Origin of the sequence: Pseudomonas sp. ef1, from assembly GCF_007293365.2 — a bacterium.
In the GTDB taxonomy this organism is placed as follows: Bacteria; Pseudomonadota; Gammaproteobacteria; order Pseudomonadales; family Pseudomonadaceae; genus Aquipseudomonas; species Aquipseudomonas siliginis.
On record NZ_CM129815.1, the window covers coordinates 6,099,699 to 6,125,781 of the forward strand.

A 26,083-nucleotide genomic window follows, 5' to 3' on the forward strand; every position below is an offset into this window, starting at 1 on the left:
ACTCCAAGGCACTCCGATTCAGACAGATGAAGCCGCACATGCCCAAAGGATTGATTCGCGCGATTGGCGCACTGCTGACAGCCCTGGCCCTCTACAGCCTGCTGGGGTTTCTGATCCTGCCGGGCATTGCCTTGCGCGTGGCCAACCAGCAACTGGCGAACTACGCGACGGTGCCGGCGCATCTGCAGCGCATCGAACTCAACCCGTTCAGCCTGGAAGTTTCCCTGTGGGGGCTGGTGATCGGCGAGCCGGGCAAGGAGCAGGTCGGCTTCGATCGCCTCTATGCCAACCTGCAAATCGACAGCCTGTGGACCAAAGCGCTGCATCTGTCCGACATCGAACTGGACAAACCCAAAAGCGAAATCCTCTTCGCCAAGGACGGCAAGCTCAACCTGCTCGGCCTGTTCAACCTGCCGCCGAGCGAGCCGACACTCGCCGATCCCGACGCCAAGCCATTCCCGCTGCGTATCGACAACATCAAACTGGCCGGCGGCGTGGTGCATTTCGAGGATATGCGGCCCAGTGAGCCGATCGAATTTCTTTACGACGACCTCAGTTTCGAGCTGAAAAACCTCAGTACCCTGCCCGAGGACAGCGCCGACATGACCCTCGTCGCCATCGGCCCCGCTGGCGGGCGGATCGACTGGACCGGCAATTTCAGCCTGATCCCGTTCACCTCCGAAGGCACCCTGAAAGTCACCGATGGCCAGATGAAATCCTTCTGGCCATACGTGCGTGACGCCGTGCCGCTGGTGCTGGAAAACGGCGTGGTCAGCCTCAGCACTGAGTACAAACTCAACCTGTCGAAACAGACCGAACTGCTGCTGAACAACGTCGCGGTGAGCATTGCGCCGTTCGCCATCAAGGCTCCGGACGGACGTCCGCTGGCCAGGCTCGAACGCCTCGACGTCAGCGAAACCTCGCTGGACCTGGCCAAGCAGCAAGTGGTGGTCGGCAAGATCCGCAGCAACAAACTGGAAACCTGGGCGGCGCTGGAAGCCGACGGCCAACTGGACTGGCAGAAGTTGTTCGCCAGCCAACCGTCGAAACCGGCTGCCAAAGCCGCTGCCGAACCGGCGGATACACCGGCCGCCGCCGACTCGCCGAAACCTGAGCCAAGCGCGCCGAGCAAGCCATGGCAGGTGCTGGTCAAGGATGTGCAACTGCGCAACTACACGGTCCATCTCGCCGACCGCTCGGCGCAACCGGCAGTAGCGCTGGACATCACCCCGCTGAACGTCGATCTGCAGGATTTCGACAGCCTCAACGGCTCGCCTTTCAAGCTCAAGCTCGACAGCGGCCTGGGCAAGCAAGGCAAGATCAGCGCCGACGGCACGGTCAATCTGGCCCCGGTCAACGCGCAGCTCAACGTGAAAACCGAGGACGTCGACCTGCGTGTCGCGCAGTCCTATATCAACCCGTTCATTCGCCTGGAACTGCGCAGCGGCATGCTCGGCAGTGACCTCAAGGTCAACCTGAAAAGCACCGAACCACTGGCCCTCAGCGTCACCGGCCGCGCGCAGATCGATCAACTGCACACCCTCGATACGCTGAAGACCCGCGATTTTCTCAAATGGCAGCAAGTCGTGGTCGACGGCATCAACTATCAGCACGGCGACAGCCTGTCGATCGACAAGGTCAACCTGTTGCAGCCCTATGTGCGCTTCATGATCAACGACGATCGCACCACCAACGTCGACGACCTGCTGATCCCGCAACCGGCCGACAGCGGAGCAAAAAGCACCGCAGCCAAACCGGCCGGCAAGGACAAACCACTGGGCATTCACATCGGCGCGATCGCGATCAACGACGGCTCGGCCAACTTCGCCGACTTCAGCCTGACGCCGAATTTCGCCACCGCCGTGCAGCAGCTCAACGGTCAGATCGGCACCATTGACAGTCGTCAGGCGAAGCCGGCCAGCGTCGATATCAAAGGCAAGGTCGACCGTTATGCGCCGGTGACCATCAAGGGCGCGGTCAATCCGTTCGACCCGATGGCCAGCCTCGACATCGCCACCAGTTTCAAGCGCGTCGAACTGACGACCCTGACGCCCTACTCCGGCAAATTCGCCGGCTACCGCATCCGCAAGGGCCGGCTCAACCTAGATCTGCACTACCTGATCACCAAAGGCCAACTGAAAGCCGAGAACAAAGTCGTCGTCGAGCAGCTGCAACTGGGCGAGAAGGTCGACAGCCCTGATGCAGTGAGTCTGCCGCTGAAACTGGCGATCGCCCTGCTCAAGGACGTCGACGGCAAGATCTCCATCGAATTGCCGGTGACCGGTGACTTGAATAATCCACAGTTCAGCGTGATGCCGATCGTCTGGCAGACCCTGCGTAACCTCATCGTCAAAGCCGCCGCCGCGCCGTTCAAGATGATCGGCGGGCTGGTCAGTGGCGGCGGCTCCGAAGACCTTGGCACGGTGTCCTTCGCGCCGGGCTCCAGCGATCTGAGCAAAGACGCCGAAGCGGCGCTGGTGAAACTGTCGCAGGCACTCAAGGAACGTCCGGCGCTGCGCCTGGAGATCGAAGGCACGGCCGCGAAGAGCAGCGACGGGCCACTGCTCGCCGAACAACGTCTGGAACGCGAATATCAGTACAACTACTACAAGATGCTCCAGCGCCGTGGCGACAAAGTCCCGGCCCAGGCCTCGCTGTTGCAAGTGCCCGAAAGCGAGAAAGGCGCGTTGCTCGAAGGCATCTACCGCACCCGCTTGAAAACCCAGCCACCGGCAGAATGGAAAGACCTCGGCAAAGAAGAACGCACGGCGAAAATGCGCCAGGGCGTGATCGCGTTCTGGAGTGGCAGCGACGTGCTGTTGCGACAGTTGGGCCAGGACCGCGCCAGCACCATCAAGGATTACCTGGTCGACAAGGGCAAGCTCGAGGATGACCGCGTGTACTTCATCGACGCCAACCTCGGCGAGGCCGAAAGCGACGGCCGCGTGGTGACGCAAATGCACCTGGATGCCGAATGACCGTGCGTAACTGGTTGATGGCGCTCGTTCTGACCTGCGCCGCCGGCCATGCGTCGGCTTCGGATACATTGCGCTGCGGCAGCCAATTGATCAGCCTCGGCGACCGCGCCAGCGAAGTGCTGCAAAAATGCGGCGAGCCGGTCAGCCGCGATGTGCTCGGCTACAAGCGCAGTGCCAATCGCCGCGAAGAGTTTCAGGTCGAGGAATGGACCTACGGGCCGAACAACGGCATGTACCAGTACCTGCGCTTTGAAGGTAATCGCTTGCGGCAGATCAACAGCAAACGCGGTAACTGAGAAGAGCAAAAGATCGCAGCCTTCGGCAGCTCCTACAGTTGGAATGCATTTCCCTGTAGGAGCTGCCGAAGGCTGCGATCGTTTGATTCGCCAAATAGAACAGGCCCCGACACAAGTGCCGGGGCCTGTAATGGTCACATCCGTGTGACCGTTCGCATGAACTCTAAAGTTGCGGCAGACGTATTGCTCGGCCCGTCTGTCGCGTCTTCTCCCGGTTCAGGCGAGAAGTCTTGCCTTACTCGGCTTTCAGGCCGTCAGCGGAGACCGCTTTAACGCCTTTGATTTTTTTGGCAATGCCTACGGCGACTTCTTTCTGCGACTCGGTTACCGCAGTGGTCGACGACAGGGAAACTACACCCTTGTTGGTTTCGACTTTGATGTCGGTGCCCGGAATGCCTTTTTCGGTAACCAGGTCAGCTTTGACCTTGGTGGTGATCCAGGTGTCGCTGGTATCTTGTTTCATTTCGGTAACTTCACCGGCAGCCAGAACCATTGGCGCTTGGGTAGCCTGAGCGGACTGGGCGAATGCGCCACCAGCCATGGTCAGGGTCAGAGCGGTAGCAGCGGCAGTGATAGCGAACTTCTTCATACGAGTAACTCCTGTTTTTACTGGAAGTCTGCTGTAACGCTTGTCAGCAGGGTTACCGGAGATATTGCGAACGCTGTGCCAACTTTTTCGACCGCATAAAATCGTTTAAAAACAAACAGTTATGAAAAACGCTGATTTTCATTTTCATGCAAAATGCATGACTCACTTCAATTTCGCATGCAAGTTGCGGTTTTTTGGAAAGTTCATAAGCTGCTGAAATTATTGGAGCTTTTGTAGACAGGTGACCATACGAAAATGCCCCGCAGTGCGGGGCATTTCGGAGAGTACATATCGATCAAGTACCAGTAGCGTTACAGCCTTTCGGTGAATAGTCAGGAGCTACCGTAGTGCCACAGCTCCAACCACCCGCAGCTGTACGAGTCAGCGTGATGGTTTTGCCTAATACAGGCGCTGGCGCGTTGGCCAACGTACATACAATCGTTCCAGCTCCGTCTGCAGCGGTACCTGAGGCAGTCAGAGCGCAATTGGAGGTAGTGGTGACGTTATCGCCTTTCACCGCCGCCAAGCTTGGATTTGTCCCCTGATTGATCAGGTCTTCAAACGGCACCTTCATCGCGCTGATCTCCGCCAGCCCCGCCGTCACCTTCGACCGCGCCTGATACTTCGAATACTGCGGCAAAGCGATCGTCGCCAGAATGCCGATGATCGCCACGACGATCAGCAGCTCGATCAATGTGAAACCTTGTTGTTTTTTCATAGACACGCTCCATGCATGAGTCGAAATCTCATGATCTGAACAAGGCTCAGCACAGCCCATGCCAACGCCCTTTTCCCCCCGTCTGCTGGGCGCGCCCATTCCCCTGCGCCGTTTCCTACAACCCGCAACCGCACTATCTGACACTTTTTGTCACCTGCACCGGCCGTGTTTGGCGCTGTCACTTGACTAGGCTATAAGTCATGAACGGCAAGCGTGCGGAATCCCCATGAATGACATCGCTCTGAGCGGTCTGGCCAAGCAATTGGTCCAGGCCGAACTGCTCACGGAAACAAGCGCCCGGCAATCCTGGGCGCAGGCCCAGCGCAATCGCGTGTCGCTGGTCAATTACCTGGTGCACAACAAACTGGTCAACAGCCGGCAGATCGCCGAAATAGCTTCCGAACATTTCGGCATGGCGCTGCTCGATCTGCATTGCCTCGACAAAGAGACTCAGCCCAAGGGCCTGGTCAGCGAAAAACTGGTTCGTCAGCACTGCGCCCTGCCCTTGTGGCGGCGCGGCAACAAACTGTTCGTGGGCCTTTCCGACCCAAGCAATCAGCAGGCGATCAGCGACATCCAGTTCAGCACCGGCCTGAGCACCGAAGCGATTCTGGTCGAGGACGACAAACTCAGCGACGCCATCGACAAGTTCTTCGACAGCCACGCCTCGGGACTGGAAGAAATGGCCGATGTCGATCTCGACGGCCTCGACGTCGAGTCCATTGATGACAACAAACAGGACGTGATCGGCGGCCTCGATGCTGACGACGCCCCGGTCGTACGTTTTGTGCACAAGATGCTGCTCGATGCGATCAAGAGCGGCTCGTCCGACCTGCATTTCGAACCCTACGAGAAAATCTATCGGGTGCGCATGCGTACCGACGGCATGCTGCGCGAGGTGGCCAAGCCGCCGATCCAGTTGGCCGGGCGCATTGCCGCGCGCTTGAAGATAATGGCCAGTCTGGATATCTCGGAACGGCGCAAACCTCAGGACGGCCGCATCAAAATGCGCCTGTCGAAAAGCAAATCCATCGATTTTCGCGTCAACACCTTGCCGACCCTGTGGGGCGAAAAAGTGGTGATCCGGATTCTCGACCCGTCCAGTGCGCAAATGGGCATCGACGCCTTGGGTTACGAGGCCGAACAAAAGGCCTTGTACCTGGCCGCGCTGAAACAGCCGCAAGGGATGATTCTGGTCACCGGCCCCACCGGTTCCGGTAAAACCGTGTCGCTGTACACCGGGCTGAACATCCTCAACACCGTCGACATCAATATTTCCACCGCCGAAGATCCGGTGGAAATCAACATGGAAGGCATCAATCAGGTCAACGTCAATCCCCGCCAAGGGCTGGACTTCGCCCAGGCGCTGCGCTCGTTTCTGCGTCAGGACCCGGATGTGATCATGGTCGGCGAGATCCGCGACCTGGAAACCGCCGAGATCGCAATCAAGGCCGCGCAGACCGGCCACCTGGTGCTGTCGACCCTGCACACCAATAGCGCAGCGGAAACCCTGACACGCCTGCACAACATGGGCATTCCCGGTTTCAACATTGCCACCTCGGTCAGCCTGATCATCGCCCAGCGCCTGGCGCGCAAGTTGTGCGCACACTGCAAGCGGCCGCTCGAAATCCCGCACGAAACCTTGCTCAAGGAAGGCTTCCCCGAGGAACGCATCGGCCATTTTACGATCTACGAGCCGGTCGGTTGCGATCACTGCAATGGCGGGTACAAAGGACGCGTGGGGATTTATGAAGTGGTAAAGAACACACCGGACCTGCAACGATTGATCATGGCCGAGGGCAATTCGCTGGAAATCGATATTCAGATGCGCCGCGACGGCTTCGCCGATCTGCGCACTTCCGGGCTGCACAAGGCGATGCAAGGCATCACCAGCCTTGAGGAAATCAACCGGGTCACCAAGGATTGAACATGGCGGTCAAGGCAGCGAAAGTCAGCGTTTACGCCTGGGAAGGCACGGACCGCAAAGGCAGTAAAGTCAGCGGCGAGTTGAGCGGACAGAACCCCGCACTGATCAAGGCGCAGCTGCGCAAACAGGGGATCAACCCGGGCAAGGTGCGTAAGAAATCCGCGTCCCTGCTGACCTTCGGCAAACGCATCAAACCGCAGGACATCGCCCTGTTCACCCGGCAGATGGCGACCATGATGAAGGCCGGCGTGCCGCTGTTGCAGTCCTTCGACATCATCGGCGAAGGCTTCGAAAACCCGGCCATGCGCAAACTGGTCGACGAGGTCAAACAGGAGGTCGCGGCCGGTAACAGCTTCGCCACGGCCCTGCGCAAGAAGCCGCAATACTTCGACGAGTTGTACTGCAACCTGGTCGACGCCGGCGAACAGTCTGGCGCCCTCGACACCTTGCTTGAACGTGTGGCGACCTATAAGGAAAAAAGCGAAGCGCTCAAGGCCAAGATCAAGAAAGCCATGACCTACCCCACCGCCGTGGTGCTGGTGGCGGCAGTGGTAACAGGCATTCTGCTGGTCAAAGTGGTGCCGCAGTTCCAGTCGGTATTCTCCGGGTTCGGCGCCGAACTGCCGGGCTTCACCCTGATGATCATCAGCCTGTCGGAATTCATGCAGCAGTGGTGGTGGGCCATTCTTTTTGCGCTGGTGGCAGCGTTTTTCGGCACTCGCCACGCGTTGAAGACTTCGCAGGCCCTGCGCGACCGGCGCGATGCCTGGCTGCTGAAGCTGCCACTGGTGGGCACCTTGATGTACAAGTCCGCCGTCGCACGTTTTGCCCGCACCCTGTCGACCACATTCGCAGCCGGTGTGCCGCTGGTGGAAGCACTGGATTCGGTCGCCGGTGCCACCGGCAATGTGGTGTTCAAGCGCGCGGTGTTGCGGGTGCGGCAGGACGTCTCGACCGGCATGCAACTGAATTTCTCCATGCGCAGCACCGGTGTGTTTCCCAACATGGCGGTGCAGATGACCGCCATCGGCGAGGAGTCCGGGGCACTGGATGACATGCTCGACAAGGTCGCCGGTTTTTATGAAGCGGAAGTCGATAACATGGTCGACAACCTCACCAGCCTGATGGAGCCGTTCATCATGGTGGTGCTGGGGGTCATCGTCGGTGGACTGGTGGTGGCCATGTACCTGCCGATCTTCCAGCTCGGCTCAGCGATCTGACATGCCTATCGACGAACTGTTTGCCGTGTATCCGCTGGCCTTTGTGGTCAGCGCGCTGCTGCTCGGGCTGGTGGTCGGCAGCTTCCTCAACGTAGTGGTCTGGCGCCTGCCGAAGATGCTCGAGCGCGACTGGCGCCAGCAGGCCCATGATGTGCTCGGCCTGCCCACTGAAACGCCTGTGCCGACCTACAACCTGATGCTGCCGCACTCCGCGTGCCCGCATTGCGGACACCGGATCCGCCCTTGGGAAAACATTCCGCTGCTCAGTTATCTGCTGCTGCGCGGTCGCTGCTCGGCCTGCTCGGCGCCGATCAGCAAACGTTACCCGCTGACCGAACTGGCCTGCGGCGTCCTCTCGGCATTCATTGCCTGGCATCTCGGCTTCGGTTGGCCGGCAGGTCTGCTGATCTTGCTGACATGGGGCTTGCTGGCGATGAGTCTGATCGACTGCGAACATCAACTGCTGCCCGATGTGCTGGTGCTGCCGCTGCTGTGGCTGGGGCTGATCGTCAACAGCTTCGGCGTGTTCGTGGCGTTGCCCGATGCGTTGTGGGGCGCGGTCGCGGGTTATCTGGCGCTGTGGTCGGTGTTCTGGCTGTTCAAACTGCTCACCGGCAAGGACGGTATCGGCCATGGCGATTTCAAGCTGTTGGCCTTGCTCGGCGCATGGGGTGGCTGGCAGATTCTGCCGCTGACGATTCTTCTATCTTCCCTGGTGGGAGCGATTTTGGGCGTTGTCATGCTGCGTCTGCGCGCCCAGGAAACCTCGACGCCGATCCCCTTCGGACCCTTTCTGGCGATTGCCGGCTGGATTGCCTTGCTCTGGGGTGGTCAAATAACCGACTTCTATTGGCAGTCTGTCGGTTTGAAATGAATACCCCTGTGGAAAAACCCTGGATTCTCGGCCTGACCGGCGGCATCGGCAGCGGCAAAAGTGCGGCGGCGCAGCACTTCATCGATCTCGGTGTGCATGTGGTGGATGCCGATCATGCGGCGCGCTGGGTAGTCGAACCGGGGCGTCCGGCGCTGGCGAAAATCGCCGAGCATTTCGGTTCCGGCGTGTTGCAGGCCGACGGCACGCTGGACCGCGCCGCCCTGCGCAAACTGATTTTTGAAGACCCTGAACAGCGGCGTTGGCTTGAAGCGCTGCTGCATCCGTTGATCGGCGAAGAAATCGCTCATCATCTGGCGCAGGCAAAATCGCCTTACGCGATTCTGGTTTCACCGTTGCTGATCGAGTCCGGGCAATACGCGATGACCCAGCGCATTCTGGTCATCGATGCGCCGCAACAACTGCAGATCGAACGCACCTTGCAGCGTGACCAGACCAGCGAAGCGCAGGTGCAGGCGATCCTCAAGGCGCAATCGAGCCGTGAAGACCGCCTGAGCCGTGCCGACGATGTGATCGTCAATGATCGCGATCTTGCCTGGCTGCACAGCGAGGTCGAGCGTCTGCATCACTTTTATCTGACTTTATCCGGAGGCCAAGCATGAGCCAGATTCCAACCGTTGAATGCCCGACCTGCGGCGCCCCCGTCGAATTCACCCCGGCGAACAAATTCCGTCCGTTTTGCTCCGATCGCTGCAAACTGATCGACCTCGGCGCCTGGGCCTCGGAAGAACACAAGATTCCGGTCGCCCCGGATGCCGAAGACGAGCTGTTTTCCGGCGATTTCGATCCGCGTCACTGATCGCTGATCAGGGCCGCATAAAGCCGTAGTCCTGACTGTCGTCGAGGTTCTCCGCAAGAAAGCGCAACTCGTCGGCCAGGTCTTCGGCATTGCGCACTGCCTTGCTCTGCTGCACCACGGCGCTGAGCAGGGCGCGCAAACTCAGACCCGGGTCAAAGCCCACTTCCTGCGCCAGCTCCAGACTCTGCCGGATTTCCTGCCGCGCCCATTCGTAAACGCCCATGCCACTGCTCCTGAAGGAATTTGCGCGAGCATGAAATCTCTGCTGCCTGGCCGGTTTGATGTGGATCAAGACTTCGGATCGTCGTCCTTCCACGGCGCCGAAAGGTAACGGGTGCGGTTGAAGGTCTCCAGCCATTCCGGGCAGAACACTACCAATGCACTGACGACCATGCCGTTGATAAAAGCCTCGGGAAACAGCAGCAACCACAGGTAGCCGACGAAATCTTCCAGCCATTCCGGCATGGCGAAGAGGCCGTCGTACCACAGCAGCGTCAGGCTCAGAATCAGGCACAACAGGCCGGACAACGCAGCGGCAAAGAAGCCGGAACAGAAGATGTAAACGAATGGATTGCGTGGCTGCGCACGCTCCACGAGGATTGCCACGCATTCGGTAATCAGCACTGGCAGCAGAATCAGCAACGCGCCATTGACGCCGACCGCTGCGAGATCCTGTCGACCCAACAACACCAGGCCGATCTGCGCAACCAGCCCGCCGACGATCGCCAGCGGCCAATCGAGCAGCAGCGTCACCGCCGTCATGCCGATAAAGTGGTAAGACACACCGGTGTCGAAATCCCTGCGCACCAGCCACAGCAGAAACAGCGCGAACACCGTGCCGAACAGCAAGTGCTGCCGGCGACTGTCGCTGAACAGCTCGACCCATGGCGCACGCATGATCGCCCAGAGCAGCGCCGGCAGATAAATCAGCCAGCCGAGTGTCAGGCTTGCCGTTGAAAGCAGTTCGGCACCGATCATGATTCCCTCACCTGCTACTCGACACGCTTTTTTGTAGGAGCTGCCGAAGGCTGCGATCTTTTGATCTTGTTTATAAAAGCAAAAGATCGCAGCCTTCGGCAGCTCCTACAAGGGCGCAATCGCGCGACGTTTATGTCTGAGCCGATGCAAAGCTATCTGCTTGTCGCATTTGGACGCTAAGCTTGGGCTTATGGATGATTCAGATTATTTACGCCTGCTGACCATCGCGGCCGAGCAAGCCAACGCGTTCCTGTCCAATGCCCGCAAATGGGAGCGTGAGCGTTGGGTCTGCCAGCGCCTGCTGCAAGGTCTGAACATCCCCTACCGCGCCGACGAATTCGCCCCGGCCGGTGAGCCGCCGGACGTGTTGTTCCGCGATGCCAATTTCGAAGTTTTTTTCGTCCTCGATGAAGGCCGCCGTCTCAATGATGAATGGCGCGACGAGTTGCAGCGTCGGCGCAGTGCGTTCTCCCTGAGCCAACTGGTGCGCCGCGAAGCCAAGCCCAAACGCATCCCGGCCAATGAATTTCTCCTGCGTCTGGCGCCAACCCTGCGCAAGAAGGCGCACAACTACAAGGAACGCGGCATGGATCTGGGTGAACTGGACATCATCGCCTTCGCCAGCCTCAAGCGCGAAGTGCTCGACCTCAACAGTCATTTCCCGCCACCGACCGAATATCTGCGTCAGGGCTGGCGCTCGCTGTCGCTGGTCGGCCCGACATTCGCCAGGGTGCTGTTCGCCCACCCCGACGCACCGGACTTTCTGCGCAGCAACCTCGGCCGCAGCATTGTGTTCGACGTGGGTATCAGCCTGTGACGCCGCTGCAGCAGTTGATCGCCGAGGTTCCGCAAACCGGTCGTGTGCGCTGGATCGGTGTGCGTCCAGAATCCCGTGGGCCGATGCTTGAGCTAGACGCGGTCGAGGCGCGGCTGGAAGCCGGGCTCACCGGCGACCACGCCCGCCCGGCCGTTCGCAATGCGCGACAGGTGACGCTGATTCAGTGGGAGCACTTGGCGGTGATCAATGCATTGATGGGCCGTCCCGATGACGAGCCGGTCCGGCCTGAAGATCTGCGGCGCAATCTCGTTATAAGCGGAATCAATTTGTTTAGCCTGAAGGGGCGGCGCTTTCGCATCGGGCAAGCGATACTCGAAACCACTGGCTGGTGTCAGCCCTGCGCACGCTTGCAGAACAATCTCGGCCCGGGCACTTTCCAGGCCGTGCGCGGGCATGGCGGGATCACTGCCCGGGTGTTACAAAGCGGCATCATTCGCCTCGACGATAGCGTGTGCGTCGAACCGGTCCCGGACAGCGGCTACGCTGCGTTCAATCCGGGCTGAAAACCGCTGTAGCCTGTGCTCATTCAGTAACGTCTACCTGACGAGGCAAATATGACCAGCCGCCTGAACCCCGAAGACCAAAAGCATGTCGAAGAGTACCTGCAATTGTCCCAACACCGTGTCGAGCGCCGGCCTTTCCGGCCGTGGATGTTCCTGGTGCTGGTGCTGGCAGTGACCATTGGTCTGGGCCTGTTGAGCCGATTTATCAGTTACCTGACGTTATGAGCTGCCTTGCGCTCCCTCGGGTAACCGCACCGATTTCCTTTAAAAACCTTGCGAGTTATCCCTATGTCCCATCGTATTGTCATTGTCGGCGGCGGCGCCGGCGGTCTGGAGTTGGCTACCCGCCTGGGTAAGACTCTGGGCAAGCGCGGCACGGCCAGCGTGATGCTGGTCGACGCGAACCTGACCCACATCTGGAAACCGCTGCTGCACGAAGTGGCCGCCGGTTCCCTGAACTCCTCCGAAGACGAACTCAACTATGTCGCCCAGGCGAAATGGAACCACTTCGAGTTCCAGCTCGGGCGCATGAGCGGGCTTGATCGCGCGCAGAAGAAAATCCAGCTGGCGGCAACCTATGACGAAAACGGCGTCGAGCTGGTACCGGCGCGTGAAGTGGCTTATGACTCGCTGGTGATCAGCGTCGGCAGCACCACCAACGACTTCGGCACCCAGGGCGCGGCGCAGCATTGTCTGTTCCTCGATACACGCAAACAGGCCGAGCGTTTCCATCAGCAATTGCTCAATCACTATCTGCGCGCCCACGCCGGGCAGACCGACGTGGTCGAGCAGATCAGCGTAGCGATCGTCGGCGCTGGCGCCACTGGCGTCGAACTGGCGGCCGAGTTGCACAACGCCGCCCATGAACTGGCGGCTTATGGTCTGGACCGGATCAAGCCGGAAAACATGCACATCACTCTGATCGAAGCCGGCCCACGGGTGCTGCCTGCCCTGCCGGAGCGCATCAGCGGGCCGGTGCACAAGACCCTGGAGAAGCTCGGGGTCAATGTGATGACCAACGCAGCAGTCAGCGAAGTGACTGCCGACAGCCTGATCACCGCCGATGGCAACGAGATCAAGGCCAGCCTGAAAGTCTGGGCTGCCGGCATCCGCGCACCGGGTTTCCTCAAGGACATCGACGGTCTGGAAACCAACCGCATCAATCAGCTGCAAGTGCTGCCGACTCTGCAAACCACTCGCGACGAAAACATCTTTGCCTTCGGCGACTGCGCGGCCTGTCCGCAACCGGGCACTGATCGCAACGTGCCGCCAAGGGCACAAGCGGCGCATCAACAAGCCTCGTTGCTGGCCAAGTCGCTGAAATTGCGCATCGAAGGCAAGACCCTGCCGGAGTACAAGTACACCGACTACGGCTCGCTGATTTCACTGTCGCGTTTTTCTGCTGTGGGTAACTTGATGGGTAACCTGACCGGCAGCGTCATGCTCGAAGGCTGGCTGGCACGGATGTTCTATGTGTCGCTGTACCGTATGCACCAGATGGCGCTGTACGGGCCGTTTCGCACAGCGATGTTGATGCTGGGGAGCAAGATTGGTCGTGGCACCGAACCGCGTCTGAAACTGCACTAGGGCCAACATCTGTGGGAGCTGGCTTGCCAGCGATGGCGCCGGGTCAGTAGATATTTCTGTCGCCTGACCCACCGCTATCGCGGGCAAGCCCGGCTCCCACAGGTTTTCGTGCTGCTCGAAGATCCGGCGCATTCGCGAGCAGCCTCGCTCTCACCTTTGATCTTTATTCCAAGCCCCGCATCGCGCGGGGCTTTTTATTGGCTGTCGATCAGAGCTGAAAGCGTCGCACCATGCCCTGTAGCGCATTGGCCAGTTGCGACAGTTCGTGGCTCGATGCGCTGGTCTGATCAGCCCCCGCAGCCGAACGTACCGACAGGTCGCGAATGTTCACCAGATTGCGATCCACTTCCCGCGCCACTTGCGCCTGCTCCTCGGCGGCGCTGGCGATCACCAGGTTGCGCTCGTGAATCTCGTGCACCGACGCCGTGATCGTCACCAACGCCTCACCTGCCCGCTCTGCGAGAACCAGCGTACTCGCCGCACGAGATGCGCTGGCCTGCATTGACTCCAGCGCCTGGCTCGAACCGCTGCGCATGCCTTGCACCATCTGTTCGATTTCCTGCGTCGATTGCTGGGTGCGATACGCCAGCGCGCGCACCTCATCGGCTACCACCGCAAAGCCGCGACCGCTTTCGCCCGCGCGTGCTGCCTCGATGGCAGCGTTGAGCGCCAGCAGATTGGTCTGCTCAGCGATTGCGCGAATCACGTCCAGAACCTTGCCGATGTCTTGCGATTGATTGGCCAGCGACTGCACCAGCTCGCCGGTGTTTTGCACATCACTGGCCAGGGCATTGATCGCGCTGGCGGTTTCGCTGACGCGCTCCTGGCCCAATTGCGCTGATTGACTGGACTGGCGCGTGGCATCGGACGTCGACACCGCGTTGCGCGCGACCTCCTCCACCGCAGCGGTCATCTCGTTGACCGCAGTGGCAGCTTGTTCAATTTCGTTGTTCTGCTCTTGCAGGCCTTGGGTGCTGTCGACAGTGACGGCGCTCAGTTCGTCAGCGGCGGTGGCCAGTTGTGTGGCTGAGCCGCTGATACCTTGCAGGGTCTCGCGCAGGTTCTGTTGCATCGTCGCCAAGGCTTTGAGCAAGCGGCTGACTTCGTCGTTGCCATGGGTTTCGATCGGCCGCGTGAGATCGCCCTTGGCGACACTTTCAGCGGCATCCACAGCGCTGCTCAGCGGGCGCACGATACTGCGCGTGAGCAACATCGCCAGCGCCACTGTGGCCAGCGCTGCCAATCCAATGAACAGGCTGACGATGGTCCGCGAGGTTTCATAATGCGCGGCGGACTTCTCGCTTTCGGCGGCGACCTGGCGGGCGAACAGATCGGCGAGATCGTTGAGTTGCTTGCCGGAGCCGTCGACCACGGTCTTCATGTCAACCAGCAACAATTTGGTCAACTCGTCACGCTTGCCTTGCTCGGCAAGGGTGAATGACTGGGCGATGCCGGTGCGATAGGCGGCGAAGGTTTTCTTGAACTGGTCATACAGCTGCTGACCTTCGGCAGTGTCGACCAGTTTGTCGTAGGCGGCGATTTTCTCGCTCAGTTCCTTGTCGCGGGTGTCCATCTGGCCGCGATAGGTGGCGATATTGGCCGGATCCTGATCGAGCGCCATGCGCAGGGAGATGGTGCGGATGCGCAGCATCAGTTCGCGGATCTCGTCGCCGCCACGGATGCTCGGCAACCAGCGGTTCTCCACCGCCACCTCGCTGTCGCGAATGCTCGACATCTGCCCCAGCGCAAACACGCCGAGCAAGGCCACCAACACCGCGATCAGGGCAAATCCCAGGGCAGCCCGGGGAGCAATATTCAACTGACGAAGCAACATGACGAACGCCCTTATTCTTGTAATGGCCAGATCAAGGGGCGAAGCGTTGGCAGTCCCCTCGTGTTAGCGGGCTATCGGCAGGTTGTATGACGACTTGAAGGGATTCGCCTTTCAGCAGGCAAAAAAAATCCCCGCATCTTTCGATACGAGGATTTTCAATATGGTCGGGGTAAGGGGATTCGAACTCCTGACATCCTGCTCCCAAAGCAGGCGCGCTACCGGACTGCGCTATACCCCGGTAAAAAAAAGGCGACCTTTCAAAGATCGCCTTCTTCGATCAGCGCTTTTGGCCTCTGATCTTAAGATTCGATCCCAGCGCAAACTGGTTTCAAAAATGGTGGGTCGTGTGGGATTCGAACCTACGACCAATTGGTTAAAAGCCAACTGCTCTACCAACTGAGCTAACGACCCAAATATGGTCGGGGTAAGGGGATTCGAACTCCTGACATCCTGCTCCCAAAGCAGGCGCGCTACCGGACTGCGCTATACCCCGGTTTGAAATTGGCTCCGTGACCAGGACTCGAACCTGGGACCCAATGATTAACAGTCATTTGCTCTACCGACTGAGCTATCACGGAACTACACATTTCAATTTACAACGGTGAAGCTTTGTTGCATCTCGCCACCCGTTCGCATCGCTGCGTTCGTGTGTCTGAGGCGCGCTATTCTACAACCTAGAACACCTCTGTCAACCCCCTAAATTGCTTTCAAGTTAATGATTTGCAACTTATTTCAGATTCCAACCCGGTGGGTTGAAACGCTGCCGGTGACTGACTGCGGGGCGCACTTTACAAGCCTTTTCCTTTGAGTTCAACAGCCTGGCGAAAAAAAGGCCTCGCAATGCGAGGCCTTCCCGGTTTCATTGCCGCTGAGGCTTAGCCGAAAACGATTTCGTCGTTCTCGACCTTGCCGGTGGCGGTGTCGCCCGGCATGAAATGACCCGACAGGATCAACTGCGCCAGCGGGTTTTCGATCCAGCGCTGGATCGCCCGTTTCAAAGGACGTGCGCCATACACCGGGTCGTAACCGACGGCGATCAGCTTGTCCATCGCCTCCGGGCTCAGCTCCAGCTTCAGCTCGCGCTCGGCCAGGCGGCTGCGCAGGCGGCCCAACTGGATCTCGGTAATGCCGGCGATCTGATCCCGCGCCAGCGGCTCGAAGATCACCACTTCGTCAACGCGGTTGATGAACTCAGGACGGAAGTGCGAGGTCAGCGCGTCCATCACAGCAGCACGCTGCGCCTCACGATCACCGACCAGTTCCTGGATCTGCATCGACCCGAGGTTGGACGTCATCACGATCACCGTGTTGCGGAAGTCCACCGTACGCCCGTGACTGTCGGTCAGACGGCCATCCTCAAGCACTTGCAGGAGGATGTTGAACACATCCGGGTGCGCCTTCTCGACTTCGTCCATGAGGATCACCGAGTACGGCTTGCGACGCACCGCTTCGGTGAGGTAGCCGCCCTCTTCATAGCCGACGTAGCCCGGTGGCGCACCAATCAGACGAGCCACGGAGTGTTTCTCCATGAACTCGGACATGTCGATCCGCACCATCGCCTCTTCGGTATCGAAAAGGAATTCGGCCAAAGCCTTGCACAGCTCGGTTTTACCGACACCGGTCGGGCCGAGGAACATGAACGAGCCGCTCGGACGATTCGGGTCGGACAGTCCGGCGCGGGAACGCCGTACGGCGTTGGCCACAGCCACAACCGCTTCTTCCTGACCGATTACCCGTTTGTGCAACAGGCTCTCCATTTTCATCAGCTTGTCGCGCTCGCCTTCGAGCATTTTCGACACCGGGATGCCTGTCCACTTCGACACGACTTCGGCAATCTCTTCTTCAGTCACCTTGCTGCGCAGCAACTGGTTCTCGCTCTTGCCGTGCTGGTCGACCATTTGCAGGCTGCGTTCCAGATCGGGGATCACCCCGTATTGCAACTCGGCCATGCGATTCAGGTCGCCTTTACGGCGCGCGGCTTCCAGTTCCTGGCGCGACTGTTCGATCTTCTGCTGAATCTGCGCAGAACCCTGCACCTCGGCTTTCTCCGAGTTCCAGATTTCCTCCAGATCGGAATACTCACGTTCATGACGCTCGATTTCTTCCTGGAGTTTTTCCAGGCGTTTCTTCGCTGCGTCGTCGCTTTCTTTCTTCAGCGCCTGGGATTCCACTTTCAACTGAATCAGGCGCCGCTCCAGACGATCGAGTACTTCCGGTTTGGAGTCGATCTCCATACGGATACGGCTGGCAGCCTCGTCGATCAGGTCGATGGCCTTGTCCGGCAGCTGTCGATCCGTGATGTAGCGATGGCTGAGCTTGGCCGCAGCGATGATCGCGCCGTCGGTGATCGCCACCTTGTGGTGAACCTCGTAACGTTCCTTGAGGCCACGCAGAATGGCGATGGTGTCTTCTTCGCTCGGCTCGTCCACCAGGACTTTCTGGAAACGCCGCTCGAGCGCCGCGTCCTTCTCTATATATTGGCGATACTCGTTGAGCGTGGTCGCGCCGACGCAGTGCAACTCGCCGCGAGCCAGCGCAGGCTTGAGCATGTTGCCGGCGTCCATCGAGCCTTCGCCCTTACCAGCGCCGACCATGGTGTGCAGTTCGTCGATGAACAGAATGATCTGCCCTTCCTGCTTCGACAGTTCGTTGAGCAACGATTTCAGGCGCTCTTCGAACTCACCGCGATACTTGGCGCCGGCAATCAGCGCGCCCATGTCCAGCGACAGCAGACGCTTGCCTTTAAGGCCGTCCGGCACTTCGCCGTTGATGATGCGCTGCGCCAGCCCCTCGGCGATCGCGGTTTTACCCACGCCAGGTTCACCGATCAGCACCGGGTTGTTCTTGGTGCGGCGTTGCAGAACCTGAATGGTGCGACGGATTTCGTCGTCGCGGCCGATCACCGGATCAAGCTTGCCTTCTTCGGCGCGTTTGGTCAGGTCGACTGTGTACTTGTCCAGCGCCTGCCGCGACTCTTCGTGGTTGGCGTCGTTTACCGCTCCGCCACCACGCAGGTTGTTGATCGCGTTTTCCAAGGCTTTCTTGCTCACGCCTTGGCCGAGCAGCAACTTGCCGAGCTTGCTGTTCTCGTCCATCGCAGCGAGCAGCACCAGTTCGCTGGAAATGAACTGGTCGCCCTTCTGCTGAGCCAGACGGTCAGCCTGATTGAGCAGACGCGCCAGATCCTGCGACATGTTGACGTCGCCGGTCGGGTTCTGGATTTTCGGTAGTTGATCGAGCTCTTTGGTCAGCTCTTTACGCAAGCTGTTGACGTCGAAGCCTACTTGCATCAGCAACGGCTTGATCGAACCGCCCTGCTGTTCAAGCATGGCCTGCATCAAGTGCGCCGGCTCGATGGCCGGATGATCGTGGCCAACCGCCAACGACTGGGCGTCGGACAGGGCCAACTGTAATTTGCTGGTTAAACGGTCAATACGCATGGGTCACCTTCCTTTTGAGCAGGCCGGACCTAAGAAACCATCCTGAATAAAGAAACCTGCCAGATACCACTGTAGATGCGGTCGATTCTGGGAGATTCAAGCGTCGGAGAGTTGATGCAGATCAGAGAGTTTAGCGGGTGAGCCAAACAAGGGAGGCGAAACGACCGGTGCGCGACGCACGGCGATAGGAGAAGAAGCGCGGATCGGTCACGGTGCAGAAACCGCCACCATAAACAGCCGTGACACCCCGTTCAGCCAGACGCAGGCGCGCCAGCAGATAGATATCAGCCATGAACTTGCCGGCATTGTTGCTCGGTACGAACGCTTCTGCTGCTTCAGGCAGTTGATTGATGAAGACTTCCCGTACTTCCGGACCGACTTCAAAGGCTTTGCGGCCAATGGCCGGGCCGAGCCAGACCAGTACCTCGTCAGCAGGAACATCGAGGCTGTCGAGAGTTGCCTCAAGCACACCCGCCGCCAAACCACGCCAACCGGCATGGGCCGCCGCTACGCGAGTGCCCGCACGATCGCAGAACAACGCCGGCAGGCAGTCCGCCGTCATCGCTGCGCAGGCAATGCCCGGCGTTGCGGTCCAGCTGGCATCTGCAGTCGCAACGATGCCCGGATCAGCATGGGCAACGGTGATCCCGTGCACTTGCTGCAACCAGGCAGGCTGTATAGAGAAGTGCTCGGTCAGACGCCGACGGTTCTCGGCGACGGCTTCAGGACGATCATCAACGTGATCGCCCAGATTCAGGCTGTCGAACGGCGCCTCGCTGACACCACCCTCGCGGGTGGTGACACAGGCCCTGACGCTGGCCGGCGCAGGCCAGTCCGGCGTCAGCCAGTTCATCCGACGAAGGCCTCGCGATCCTGCTTGAGCAGGGTCAGCAGCCAGACGAAATCTTCCGGCAGCGGCGATTCCCAGCTCATGCGCTCACCGCTCGTCGGGTGATCGAGTTCAAGGAAGCGCGCGTGCAGCGCCTGACGCGGGAAGTGCTTGAGCGATTCCACCATGGTCGGGTTGGCCGCAGGCGGAATGCGGAAACGCCCGCCGTACGCCGGATCGCCGACCAACGGAAAGTTGATGTGCGCCATGTGCACGCGGATCTGGTGGGTCCGACCGGTTTCCAGTTTCACCCGCACGTGGGTGTGCGAACGGAAACGCTCGAGCACGCGGTAGTGACTGACGGCAGGCTTGCCGCCTTCCATCACTGCCATGCGCTGGCGTTGCTGGCCGTGACGACCGATCGGTGCGTTGATCTTGCCACCGGCGGTGACCACGCCAATGACAATGCACTCATAGATGCGGCTGACACTGCGGCTCTGCAATTGCGCAACCAGTTTGGTCTGCGCCTGAATGGTCTTGGCCACCACCATCAGACCGGTGGTGTCCTTGTCCAGACGATGCACGATACCGGCGCGCGGGACATTGATGATGTCCGGCACATGGTGCAACAAAGCGTTGAGCAGGGTGCCATCGGCGTGACCGGCAGCCGGGTGCACCACCAGGCCCGCAGGCTTGTTGATCACCAGGATGTCGTCGTCTTCATAGACGATGTCGAGCTCGATGTCCTGGGCGATCCACTCGCCCTGGGCTTCCTGCTCGGCAGTCAGCTCAAGGACGGCACCGCCATGCACAATGTCGCGCGGGCGGATCACCGCCCCGTCCACAGTCAGGCGACCTTCTTTGATCCAGGCGGAAAGGCGCGAGCGTGAGTGCTCAGCGAAGAGTTGGGCGGCGACTTGATCGAGGCGTTGGCCGCCCAATTCGGACGGCACCTCTGCGCGAAGTTCAATTTTATCGGACATGCTCGGACTGGGCGTCGGCACAGCCTTTGGTTTCGGCTGCGCGCTTGTGGTTAAATACGGCGTCTTTTGCCCCGAGGCTTTTCAACGGGGCGCTCATCATAACAGGACGGCCCCGCCCAAGACAGCGGCCGTCATAGGGACGCAAGCCGCCATGCAAGTGAAACACCTGCTGCTGATCGCCATCCTCGCATTGACCGCTGCTTGCTCATCGAAGGAAGTCGTAGACGAAAACCTCAGCGAAGCCGAGCTGTATCAGCAGGCTCAGACTGACCTGGACAACAACAGCTACACCAGCGCCACAGCCAAGCTGAAGGCTCTGGAGTCGCGTTATCCGTTCGGTCGCTACGCCGATCAGGCTCAGCTGGAGTTGATCTACGCCAACTACAAGAACGCCGAGCCGGAAGCTGCAAAGTCTGCCGCCGAGCGCTTCATTCGTTTGCATCCGCAGCATCCGAACGTGGATTACGCGTACTACCTCAAGGGTCTGACTTCGTTCGACCAGGACGTCGGCCTGCTGGCGCGCTTCCTGCCGCTGGACATGACCAAGCGTGACCCGGGCGCCGCCCGCGACTCGTACAACGAGTTCGCGCAGCTGACCAGCCGCTACCCGAACAGCCGCTACGCGCCGGACGCCAAGCAGCGCATGATCTATCTGCGCAACCTGCTGGCCGCCTACGAAATCCACGTCGCCGACTACTACCTGACCCGTCAGGCTTACGTAGCCGCTGCCAACCGTGGCAAGTACGTCGTGGAAAACTTCCAGGAAACCCCATCGGTCGGCGACGGCCTGGCGGTGATGACCGAAGCCTACCAGCGTCTGCACCTCGACGATCTGGCGGCCACCAGCCTGGAAACCCTGAAGCTCAACTACCCGGATCACCCGAGCCTGGAAGATGGCCAGTTCGTGCCACGCGTAGCCGAGGTTGACAACCGTTCGTTCCTGAGCAAGGCGACTTTGGGCCTGATCGAATCGCGTCCACCGCTGCCGCCGGGCGAAACCCGCGCCAACCAGGACGTGCAGAAGCAGTTCCAGGACGCGAAAGATGCAATCCCGAACGAGCTCAAGCCTAAGGACGAAAACGGCGACGTGATCGAAGAGCCAGAGCCGGAATCCAGCGACACCGACCGCTCGTGGTTCAGCTACATGACCTTCGGCGTGTTCGACTGACCACACCGGCTGTACGAAAAAAGGGAGATCTGCGGATCTCCCTTTTTTATTGCCGCGCTTTAATAGGCTGTGCGCTGATCGGGTCCTTGGCTAAACTGCCGGATCATCAGTCGAAAAGCCGCTCATCATGCTTCGTTTATTGTTCTGGATTGCCCTGATCTTCGCCGCCATCTGGCTCTGGCGCAAATTCAAGGTCCCCGCCTCGTCCACCCGATCGTCGCGCGAACAGGACGCGCCGCCGATGGTGCGTTGCGCCCACTGCGGCGTGCACCTGCCGCGCGACCGCGCGCTGGGCAACCAGCAACTGTGGTATTGCAGCCAGGCTCATCTCGAGCAAGGCCCGGGCGCCAGTGGTCGCTGAGGCCGTCAACGCCGACCAGAAACAGGCGCAGCGTCTGCTGCGCCTTTATCACCTGTACCGTTTAAGTGTCGGCATCACTCTGGTGTTGCTGATCTCCAGCAACATGGACAACCGCCTGCTGACGTCGGCCAACGACGATCTGCTGCGCGGCGGCAGCTGGCTGTACCTGATCATCAATATGCTGCTGGTGGTGTTCCTCGAAAACACCCGGCGCCCGGCGCAGTTGTTCACCCTGGCCCTCGTCGACGTGCTGCTGTTGTGCGGCCTGTTCTACGCGGCCGGCGGCGTGGCCAGTGCGCTGGGCAATCTGCTGGTGGTCTCGGTGGCAATCAGCAACACCCTGCTGCGCCGACGCATCGGCCTGCTGATTGCCGCCATCGCGGCGATCGGCATTGTCGGCCTTAGTTTTCTGCTGGGTCTGAGCCGCCCCTTGAGCGCCAACGCGTACCTGCAAGCCGGCACCCTCGGCGCGCTGTGCTTCGCCGCCTCACTGCTGGTGCAAGGGCTGATCCGCCGCCTCGAAGTCAGCGAGACCCTGGCCGAACAGCGCGCCAGCGAAGTGGTCAGCCTGGAGGCGTTGAATGCGTTGATCCTGCAACGCATGCGCACCGGCATTCTGGTACTCGACGAACAACGCCGAGTGCAACTGGCCAATCACAGTGCGCAGAATTTGCTCGGCCATAGCCAACTGCAAGGTCATTTGATCGACGAATATTCGCCAGCGCTGGTCGAGCGCCTGCAATTGTGGCGCAACAACCCGACCTTGCGCCCGCAGAGTCTGAAAATCCCCGGCAATGGCCTTGAGCTGCAACCCAGCTTCATCGCTCTCGAGCAGAGTCCGAACCAGCAGACGCTGGTGTTTCTCGAAGACCTGGCGCAAATCACCCAACAAGCCCAGCAACTCAAGCTCGCTGCGCTCGGGCGTTTGACCGCCGGCATCTCCCATGAAATTCGCAATCCGCTGGGCGCGATCAGTCATGCCGCGCAGCTGTTGGCCGAGTCCGAGGAACTCGATAGCGCAGATCGACGTCTGACGCAGATTATTCAAGACCACTCCCAGCGCATGAACCGAGTCATCGAAAACGTCCTGCAACTGTCCCGCCGCCAGCAAAGCGCGCCGCAACGGCTGGACCTCAAGCCGTGGCTGGAAGATTTCGTCGGCGAAACCCGCGAGCAGGCCAACGAACGCCAGCACATTCATCTGCGAATCAATTCCGGCGATTTCACCACGCTGATGGACCCCAACCAGCTGCGGCAGATTCTCGACAATCTGATCCGCAACGCCTGGCGTCACAGTGCCCAACTGCACGAGCAGGCCGAAGTATGGCTGGCACTGTTCGTCGACCCCGACAGCCAATTGGCAGTGCTCGAAGTGCAGGACAACGGCCCCGGCGTGTCGGCCGATGAACAGGCGCATCTGTTTGAGCCGTTCTTCACTACGAGCAGCCAGGGCACCGGTCTTGGCCTTTATCTGTCCCGTGAGCTGTGCGAAAGCAACCAGGCACGCCTAGACTTCAAATCACGCCAAGGCGGCGGCTGCTTTTGCATCACTTTTGCTCACGGACGGAAACAAAGTTGAATACAAGCCCACGGCAAAAAATTCTAATCGTCGACGACGAACCGGATATCCGCGAGCTCCTGGAAATCACCCTGGGACGGATGAAACTCGAGACCTTCAGCGCACGCAATCTGGGCGAAGCTCAGGCGCTGTTGCAGCGCGAGCATTTTGACCTGTGCCTGACCGACATGCGCCTGCCCGACGGCACCGGGCTGGAGCTGGTGCAACACATTCAGCAACGCGATCCACACCTGCCGGTGGCGATGATCACGGCGTACGGCAGCGTGGAAACGGCTATCAATGCATTGAAGGCCGGGGCGTTCGATTTCCTCACCAAACCGGTGGAGCTGCCGCGATTGCGCGAACTGGTCAGCTCGGCGCTGCGCCTGCCGACAGCGGGCGGCTTGAGCACGGCAATCGAGCGACGCTTGCTGGGCGATTCGCCGCCGATGGCCAATCTGCGCAAGCAGATCGACAAGCTTGCACGCAGTCAGGCGCCGGTGTACATCAGTGGTGAATCCGGCAGCGGCAAAGAACTGGTCGCGCGTCTGATTCACGAACAAGGCCCGCGCGCCAGCCAGCCGTTTGTGCCGGTGAACTGCGGGGCAATTCCGTCGGAGCTGATGGAAAGCGAGTTCTTCGGTCACCGCAAAGGCAGCTTCACCGGTGCCGTCGAGGACAAACCGGGGCTTTTTCAAGCGGCCCATGGCGGCACTCTGTTTCTCGATGAAGTCGCCGATCTGACACTGTCGATGCAAGTGAAGCTGCTGCGAGCGATCCAGGAAAAAGCCGTGCGCAGCGTCGGCGGCCAGCAGGAAACGGTGGTCGACGTGCGTATCCTTTGCGCCACGCACAAAGACCTTGAAGCCGAAGTTTCGGCCGAACGCTTCCGCCAGGATCTGTATTACCGGCTCAACGTCATCGAACTGCGCGTGCCGTCCCTGCGCGAACGCCGCGACGACATCGAGGCGCTTGCCATGCACGTACTCAAGCGCCTGGCCAAAGACACCGGACAACCCGAAGCGCGCCTGCACCCGCAAGCGCTGGAGGCGCTGAAGAACTATCGCTTTCCCGGCAACGTGCGCGAACTGGAGAATGTTCTCGAACGCGCGCACACCCTGTGTGAAAACCGCACGATCGAAGCGCAGGATCTGCGTTTGAGCGAAGGCAATTGCTCGGCGGACGGGGCGACGGCTGATCTGACGCAGATCGACAATCTCGAGGATTATCTGGAGAGCGTCGAACGCAAACTGATTTTGCAGGCGCTGGAGGAAACCCGCTGGAACCGCACGGCGGCGGCGCAGCGGTTGAGTCTGTCGTTCAGGTCGATGCGTTATCGGCTGAAGAAATTGGGACTGGATTGAAGGCCCCTTCGCGAGCAGGCTCGCTCCCACATTTGGAATGAGTATTCCTGTGGGAGCGAGCCTGCTCGCGAAGGCGGTCTACCAGCCTCTGACTAAATCCGGCCCTCAGGCGCATACGGCGCCGGATCAATAATCGGCGCCCGCCCCAGCATGACATCGGCGAACAACTGGCATGACGCCGGCGCCAGCACCAGCCCGTTGCGGTAATGCCCGCAGTTCAGCCACAGCCCCTCGAACCCCGGCACCCGGCCAATAAAGGGAACCCCTTCCGGCGACCCCGGCCGCAGCCCGGCCCAGTGCCCGACCACCTCGGCATCCGCCAACGCCGGCAGCAATTCGATTGCCGAGGCCTTGAGGCTTTGCAGCGCTATGTCGGTCGGGGTCTTGTCGTAACCTTCGTGCTCCAGCGTGCTGCCGATCAGAATGTGACCGTCGCGACGCGGGATCGCATAACGCCCCTTGGCCAGCACCATGCTCGGCAGGAAATCAGCCGCGCACTTGTAGAGAATCATCTGGCCTTTGACCGGCTCGACCGGCAGCGTCAGGTTCAGCGTCTTGAGCAGATCGCCGCTCCACGCCCCCGCCGTCAGCACAAACTCGTCGCCGCTCATCACCCCAGTGGAGGTTTGCACGCCAACCACGCGCTCGCCCTCGCGGACGAAAACACTGACTTCGCATTGCTCGTGAATCGTCACGTTCGGCAGCGCCAGCAGCGCGGCTTTCAGCGATTTGACCAGCCGTGGATTGCGCACGTTGGCGACATCGGCCATGTAGATCGCCCGGCTGAAACCGCTGCCGAGCACCGGCACCGCGTCATGTGCCGCCGAGATATCCACAGCCCGCAGCGGCCGATTTTCCCGCGCGGCCCAGGCCATGGCTGCGGCTTCATCGTCCAGATCCAGCCAATACAGACCAGTGGTGTGCACTTCAGGATCAACGCCAGTGTCGGCAAACAAGCGCTCGCCGAGCTGTGGATAAAAATCCTGCGACCAATGCGCCAGCGCGGTGACTGCCGGACTGTAGCGCCACGGGTATAACGGCGAGACGATGCCGCCGCCAGCCCAGGACGATTCCTGGCCGACATTCGAGCGATCCAGCAGCACCACGCTGCGCACTTCGGAGGCAAGATTGTAGGCAGTGAGCAGGCCAATCACCCCGCCGCCGACAATCACCACTTGCTGTTGCCTGGTCATGTTTGATCCAACCGTAAAAAAGACAGTG

General features: G+C 60.1%; 24 protein-coding genes and 4 tRNA genes. 15 read left to right on the plus strand and 13 right to left on the minus strand.

Going from position 1 to position 26,083, the window contains the following annotated elements; all coding sequences use genetic code 11:
* Positions 1-26 precede the first annotated feature (26 nt).
* Both FEE99_RS27890 and FEE99_RS27895 read left to right on the plus strand, forming a co-directional pair.
* Positions 27-2,978, plus strand: coding sequence for a DUF748 domain-containing protein (locus tag FEE99_RS27890; protein ID WP_041477822.1), 2,952 nt, complete (start codon positions 27-29; stop codon positions 2,976-2,978).
* On the plus strand, positions 2,975-3,274 hold the full coding sequence (locus tag FEE99_RS27895) for a DUF2845 domain-containing protein (RefSeq protein WP_041477821.1): 300 nt from the start codon (positions 2,975-2,977) through the stop codon (positions 3,272-3,274). The genes FEE99_RS27890 and FEE99_RS27895 overlap by 4 nt, the downstream gene beginning before the upstream one ends.
* A gap of 235 nt (positions 3,275-3,509) precedes the next feature.
* Here FEE99_RS27895 and FEE99_RS27900 read toward each other — a convergent pair whose 3' ends face one another.
* Both FEE99_RS27900 and FEE99_RS27905 read right to left on the minus strand, forming a co-directional pair.
* Positions 3,510-3,863, minus strand: a complete 354-nt coding sequence (locus FEE99_RS27900; RefSeq protein WP_016773155.1) for a BON domain-containing protein — start codon at positions 3,861-3,863, stop codon at positions 3,510-3,512.
* A gap of 295 nt (positions 3,864-4,158) precedes the next feature.
* Positions 4,159-4,581: a pilin gene (locus tag FEE99_RS27905; protein ID WP_041477820.1), complete on the minus strand. Its 423-nt coding sequence runs from the start codon at positions 4,579-4,581 to the stop codon at positions 4,159-4,161.
* Positions 4,582-4,807: 226 nt separating this feature from the next.
* On the opposite strand from FEE99_RS27905, the gene pilB reads away from it, so the two are divergent.
* The 5 genes from pilB to yacG are packed head-to-tail and all read left to right on the plus strand — an operon-like array spanning position 4,808 to position 9,419.
* Positions 4,808-6,508 carry a type IV-A pilus assembly ATPase PilB gene (pilB, locus tag FEE99_RS27910; RefSeq protein WP_041477819.1) on the plus strand — a complete coding sequence of 567 codons (1,701 nt, stop codon included), beginning with the start codon at positions 4,808-4,810 and terminating at the stop codon, positions 6,506-6,508.
* A 2-nt stretch (positions 6,509-6,510) separates the two neighbouring features.
* Positions 6,511-7,728, plus strand: a complete 1,218-nt coding sequence (locus tag FEE99_RS27915; protein WP_041477818.1) for a type II secretion system F family protein — start codon at positions 6,511-6,513, stop codon at positions 7,726-7,728.
* A 1-nt stretch (position 7,729) separates the two neighbouring features.
* Complete coding sequence (locus FEE99_RS27920; RefSeq protein ID WP_041477817.1) at positions 7,730-8,602, plus strand: prepilin peptidase; 873 nt, start codon at positions 7,730-7,732, stop codon at positions 8,600-8,602.
* Positions 8,599-9,222: a dephospho-CoA kinase gene (gene coaE / locus FEE99_RS27925; protein ID WP_041477816.1), complete on the plus strand. Its 624-nt coding sequence runs from the start codon at positions 8,599-8,601 to the stop codon at positions 9,220-9,222. The genes FEE99_RS27920 and coaE overlap by 4 nt, the downstream gene beginning before the upstream one ends.
* Positions 9,219-9,419, plus strand: coding sequence for a DNA gyrase inhibitor YacG (yacG, locus tag FEE99_RS27930; protein WP_016773149.1), 201 nt, complete (start codon positions 9,219-9,221; stop codon positions 9,417-9,419). Before coaE ends, yacG begins: the two co-directional genes overlap by 4 nt.
* A 7-nt stretch (positions 9,420-9,426) precedes the next feature.
* Here yacG and FEE99_RS27935 read toward each other — a convergent pair whose 3' ends face one another.
* Together FEE99_RS27935 and FEE99_RS27940 are read right to left on the minus strand one after the other, a co-directional pair.
* Positions 9,427-9,642, minus strand: coding sequence for a hypothetical protein (locus FEE99_RS27935; RefSeq protein ID WP_041477815.1), 216 nt, complete (start codon positions 9,640-9,642; stop codon positions 9,427-9,429).
* Between the two features lie 65 nt (positions 9,643-9,707).
* Positions 9,708-10,397: an energy-coupling factor ABC transporter permease gene (locus tag FEE99_RS27940; protein WP_041477814.1), complete on the minus strand. Its 690-nt coding sequence runs from the start codon at positions 10,395-10,397 to the stop codon at positions 9,708-9,710.
* Between the two features lie 190 nt (positions 10,398-10,587).
* Between FEE99_RS27940 and FEE99_RS27945 the strand changes: the two genes are divergently transcribed.
* The 4 genes from FEE99_RS27945 (at position 10,588) to FEE99_RS27960 (ending at position 13,325) form a co-directional block, all read left to right on the plus strand.
* Positions 10,588-11,214: a DUF1780 domain-containing protein gene (locus FEE99_RS27945; protein ID WP_007909887.1), complete on the plus strand. Its 627-nt coding sequence runs from the start codon at positions 10,588-10,590 to the stop codon at positions 11,212-11,214.
* Complete coding sequence (locus FEE99_RS27950; RefSeq protein WP_041477813.1) at positions 11,211-11,738, plus strand: MOSC domain-containing protein; 528 nt, start codon at positions 11,211-11,213, stop codon at positions 11,736-11,738. The genes FEE99_RS27945 and FEE99_RS27950 overlap by 4 nt, the downstream gene beginning before the upstream one ends.
* 51 nt (positions 11,739-11,789) lie before the next feature.
* The gene (locus FEE99_RS27955; protein WP_143978932.1) at positions 11,790-11,963 is read left to right on the plus strand and encodes a DUF3094 domain-containing protein; all 174 of its coding nucleotides are present in this window, start codon (positions 11,790-11,792) and stop codon (positions 11,961-11,963) included.
* 63 nt (positions 11,964-12,026) lie between these two features.
* Positions 12,027-13,325 carry an NAD(P)/FAD-dependent oxidoreductase gene (locus tag FEE99_RS27960; RefSeq protein ID WP_016773144.1) on the plus strand — a complete coding sequence of 433 codons (1,299 nt, stop codon included), beginning with the start codon at positions 12,027-12,029 and terminating at the stop codon, positions 13,323-13,325.
* Positions 13,326-13,533: 208 nt separating this feature from the next.
* Here the strand turns inward: FEE99_RS27960 and FEE99_RS27965 are convergent, their stop codons facing one another.
* The 8 genes from FEE99_RS27965 to rluD all read right to left on the minus strand — a co-directional run bounded on the left by FEE99_RS27965 (position 13,534) and on the right by rluD (position 20,411).
* Complete coding sequence (locus FEE99_RS27965; RefSeq protein ID WP_041477812.1) at positions 13,534-15,159, minus strand: methyl-accepting chemotaxis protein; 1,626 nt, start codon at positions 15,157-15,159, stop codon at positions 13,534-13,536.
* Positions 15,160-15,320: 161 nt separating this feature from the next.
* Positions 15,321-15,397, minus strand: a tRNA-Pro gene (locus FEE99_RS27970).
* Positions 15,398-15,494: 97 nt separating this feature from the next.
* A tRNA-Lys gene (locus FEE99_RS27975) sits at positions 15,495-15,570 on the minus strand.
* A gap of 5 nt (positions 15,571-15,575) precedes the next feature.
* Positions 15,576-15,652, minus strand: a tRNA-Pro gene (locus tag FEE99_RS27980).
* Between the two features lie 9 nt (positions 15,653-15,661).
* Positions 15,662-15,737: transfer RNA gene (locus tag FEE99_RS27985), tRNA-Asn, on the minus strand.
* 297 nt (positions 15,738-16,034) lie between these two features.
* On the minus strand, positions 16,035-18,599 hold the full coding sequence (gene clpB / locus FEE99_RS27990; protein ID WP_041477811.1) for an ATP-dependent chaperone ClpB: 2,565 nt from the start codon (positions 18,597-18,599) through the stop codon (positions 16,035-16,037).
* A gap of 130 nt (positions 18,600-18,729) precedes the next feature.
* Positions 18,730-19,452: a peptidoglycan editing factor PgeF gene (gene pgeF, locus FEE99_RS27995; RefSeq protein WP_041477810.1), complete on the minus strand. Its 723-nt coding sequence runs from the start codon at positions 19,450-19,452 to the stop codon at positions 18,730-18,732.
* Positions 19,449-20,411, minus strand: a complete 963-nt coding sequence (gene rluD, locus FEE99_RS28000; protein ID WP_016773140.1) for a 23S rRNA pseudouridine(1911/1915/1917) synthase RluD — start codon at positions 20,409-20,411, stop codon at positions 19,449-19,451. The genes pgeF and rluD overlap by 4 nt, the downstream gene beginning before the upstream one ends.
* 151 nt (positions 20,412-20,562) lie before the next feature.
* Here rluD and FEE99_RS28005 point away from each other — a divergent pair, with 151 nt between their 5' ends.
* From FEE99_RS28005 to FEE99_RS28020, 4 genes are all read left to right on the plus strand, one after another.
* Positions 20,563-21,579 carry an outer membrane protein assembly factor BamD gene (locus FEE99_RS28005; RefSeq protein WP_041477809.1) on the plus strand — a complete coding sequence of 339 codons (1,017 nt, stop codon included), beginning with the start codon at positions 20,563-20,565 and terminating at the stop codon, positions 21,577-21,579.
* 127 nt (positions 21,580-21,706) lie between these two features.
* Positions 21,707-21,940: a PP0621 family protein gene (locus FEE99_RS28010; protein WP_041477808.1), complete on the plus strand. Its 234-nt coding sequence runs from the start codon at positions 21,707-21,709 to the stop codon at positions 21,938-21,940.
* Positions 21,930-23,519, plus strand: a complete 1,590-nt coding sequence (locus FEE99_RS28015) for a sensor histidine kinase (protein WP_041477807.1) — start codon at positions 21,930-21,932, stop codon at positions 23,517-23,519. The genes FEE99_RS28010 and FEE99_RS28015 overlap by 11 nt, the downstream gene beginning before the upstream one ends.
* Complete coding sequence (locus FEE99_RS28020; RefSeq protein ID WP_041477806.1) at positions 23,516-24,862, plus strand: sigma-54-dependent transcriptional regulator; 1,347 nt, start codon at positions 23,516-23,518, stop codon at positions 24,860-24,862. The genes FEE99_RS28015 and FEE99_RS28020 overlap by 4 nt, the downstream gene beginning before the upstream one ends.
* 92 nt (positions 24,863-24,954) lie before the next feature.
* Here FEE99_RS28020 and thiO read toward each other — a convergent pair whose 3' ends face one another.
* Positions 24,955-26,055 carry a glycine oxidase ThiO gene (gene thiO / locus FEE99_RS28025; RefSeq protein ID WP_041477805.1) on the minus strand — a complete coding sequence of 367 codons (1,101 nt, stop codon included), beginning with the start codon at positions 26,053-26,055 and terminating at the stop codon, positions 24,955-24,957.
* Between the last annotated feature and the right edge of the window lie 28 nt (positions 26,056-26,083).

What these genes read in the sequence shown, in the direction of transcription:
- FEE99_RS27890 (WP_041477822.1), top strand. Translation starts at nt 27, where the DNA reads ATGAAGCCGCACATGCCCAAAGGATTGATTCGCGCGATTGGCGCACTG.
- FEE99_RS27895 (WP_041477821.1), top strand. Translation starts at nt 2,975, where the DNA reads ATGACCGTGCGTAACTGGTTGATGGCGCTCGTTCTGACCTGCGCCGCC.
- FEE99_RS27900 (WP_016773155.1), bottom strand. Translation starts at nt 3,863, where the DNA reads ATGAAGAAGTTCGCTATCACTGCCGCTGCTACCGCTCTGACCCTGACC.
- FEE99_RS27905 (WP_041477820.1), bottom strand. Translation starts at nt 4,581, where the DNA reads ATGAAAAAACAACAAGGTTTCACATTGATCGAGCTGCTGATCGTCGTG.
- pilB (WP_041477819.1), top strand. Translation starts at nt 4,808, where the DNA reads ATGAATGACATCGCTCTGAGCGGTCTGGCCAAGCAATTGGTCCAGGCC.
- FEE99_RS27915 (WP_041477818.1), top strand. Translation starts at nt 6,511, where the DNA reads ATGGCGGTCAAGGCAGCGAAAGTCAGCGTTTACGCCTGGGAAGGCACG.
- FEE99_RS27920 (WP_041477817.1), top strand. Translation starts at nt 7,730, where the DNA reads ATGCCTATCGACGAACTGTTTGCCGTGTATCCGCTGGCCTTTGTGGTC.
- coaE (WP_041477816.1), top strand. Translation starts at nt 8,599, where the DNA reads ATGAATACCCCTGTGGAAAAACCCTGGATTCTCGGCCTGACCGGCGGC.
- yacG (WP_016773149.1), top strand. Translation starts at nt 9,219, where the DNA reads ATGAGCCAGATTCCAACCGTTGAATGCCCGACCTGCGGCGCCCCCGTC.
- FEE99_RS27935 (WP_041477815.1), bottom strand. Translation starts at nt 9,642, where the DNA reads ATGGGCGTTTACGAATGGGCGCGGCAGGAAATCCGGCAGAGTCTGGAG.
- FEE99_RS27940 (WP_041477814.1), bottom strand. Translation starts at nt 10,397, where the DNA reads ATGATCGGTGCCGAACTGCTTTCAACGGCAAGCCTGACACTCGGCTGG.
- FEE99_RS27945 (WP_007909887.1), top strand. Translation starts at nt 10,588, where the DNA reads ATGGATGATTCAGATTATTTACGCCTGCTGACCATCGCGGCCGAGCAA.
- FEE99_RS27955 (WP_143978932.1), top strand. Translation starts at nt 11,790, where the DNA reads ATGACCAGCCGCCTGAACCCCGAAGACCAAAAGCATGTCGAAGAGTAC.
- FEE99_RS27960 (WP_016773144.1), top strand. Translation starts at nt 12,027, where the DNA reads ATGTCCCATCGTATTGTCATTGTCGGCGGCGGCGCCGGCGGTCTGGAG.
- FEE99_RS27965 (WP_041477812.1), bottom strand. Translation starts at nt 15,159, where the DNA reads ATGTTGCTTCGTCAGTTGAATATTGCTCCCCGGGCTGCCCTGGGATTT.
- clpB (WP_041477811.1), bottom strand. Translation starts at nt 18,599, where the DNA reads ATGCGTATTGACCGTTTAACCAGCAAATTACAGTTGGCCCTGTCCGAC.
- pgeF (WP_041477810.1), bottom strand. Translation starts at nt 19,452, where the DNA reads ATGAACTGGCTGACGCCGGACTGGCCTGCGCCGGCCAGCGTCAGGGCC.
- rluD (WP_016773140.1), bottom strand. Translation starts at nt 20,411, where the DNA reads ATGTCCGATAAAATTGAACTTCGCGCAGAGGTGCCGTCCGAATTGGGC.
- FEE99_RS28005 (WP_041477809.1), top strand. Translation starts at nt 20,563, where the DNA reads ATGCAAGTGAAACACCTGCTGCTGATCGCCATCCTCGCATTGACCGCT.
- FEE99_RS28010 (WP_041477808.1), top strand. Translation starts at nt 21,707, where the DNA reads ATGCTTCGTTTATTGTTCTGGATTGCCCTGATCTTCGCCGCCATCTGG.
- thiO (WP_041477805.1), bottom strand. Translation starts at nt 26,055, where the DNA reads ATGACCAGGCAACAGCAAGTGGTGATTGTCGGCGGCGGGGTGATTGGC.